At 71.4% G+C, this 1,156-nt stretch carries 1 protein-coding gene; it reads left to right on the top strand.

Annotated elements, in window-relative coordinates; all coding sequences use genetic code 11:
* The first annotated feature begins 308 nt into the window (after positions 1–308).
* Positions 309–1,001 carry a DUF2306 domain-containing protein gene (locus E1294_RS51995; RefSeq protein ID WP_246083899.1) on the top strand — a complete coding sequence of 231 codons (693 nt, stop codon included), beginning with the start codon at positions 309–311 and terminating at the stop codon, positions 999–1,001.
* The last annotated feature ends 155 nt before the right edge of the window (positions 1,002–1,156 follow it).

Raw genomic sequence — 1,156 nt, 5'->3', positions numbered from 1 at the left:
CTCCTGCCCCCGCCCGGCCGCCGGCGCGCAGCCCTGCCCGGGCGCCGGCTCGTGCCCGTTTCCGGGCATGGCTCCGCCCGGCTCCGTAACCGTCATTGTTCTGCCGACCCTTCGCGTCGCCACTGACCCCCTGCAGGTCAGGCCGCTGTCGAAGTCAACTGTATGGGCCTGCACCCTCGGTCCGGTCAGCGGGTGGTAGGCCCGCGGTCAGCGGCGGCGCCGAACCTGCGGTCATGACTCTTCCCGCGACGCAACCGCCCCCCTCTCCTGCCTCGCCCGCCAGGCCCCGATGGTGGCAGCGTCCCTGGGTGGCGCCGCTGATGGTGGTGGCGGCGGCGTTCCTGGCGTTCTCGCTCCCGCCGTACCTGTCCTTGGACCCGAGCCAGTCACGCGTTCCCGCACCGGACTTTTTCCCCCCGCACTTCGTCGTCCTTTCGTTACACGTCGTGTTCGGCTCGGTGGCGATGATCACGTGCTGCCTGCAGATCTGGCCCTGGTTCCGCGCGCGTCATCCGCGGGCGCACCGCTGGATCGGCCGCGTGTACGTCTTCGGCGGCTGTCTTCCCAGCGGGGTCATGGGCCTGGTGGTCGGGGTGGCCACCCCGTGGGGCCCGGTGACCATGGTCAGCAACGTGCTGCTGGCCCTGCTCTGGTTGGGCTGCACGTTCGCCGGATGGCGGATGGCCAGGCAGCGCAGGTTCGTCGATCACCGCAGGTGGATGGTGCGCAGCTTCGCCCTGACCATGTCCATCATCACGAACCGTCTCCATGGCGTGGTGCTGGTCATCCTGTTCACGCCGCAATTCGATACGACGTTCGGCGGCGACGAGGCCGCCCTGGGGAACACGGTGGCGGCGCTGAGCGCCTGGCTGGGCTGGGTGTTGCCGCTGCTGCTGGCCGAGTGGTGGCTGGAGCGCGGCGACGCCGCCAAGCGCCGCCTCGCCCGCAGACACGCGGCCACGACGCCGATGACCGCGGACCTCCGGACGCCGCAGGACTGAACCACCCGAGCCCTGCAACGAAACCCCGGCGCTGCCCGCACACCCGGGGCACGGCGGCCACCACCGACTCGTCTGCCACGACGTGGCAACCGCCACGCCCTGCCAGACCACGCTCCCTTGACCACCCCTCGCCCGGCCGCGCCCCCGCCAGATCA

The organism is Nonomuraea diastatica, from assembly GCF_004349015.1.
GTDB lineage: Bacteria > Actinomycetota > Actinomycetes > Streptosporangiales > Streptosporangiaceae > Nonomuraea > Nonomuraea diastatica.
The sequence above is the reverse complement of the archived record's forward strand: the minus strand, read 5'-3'. Positions and strand labels throughout refer to the sequence as shown.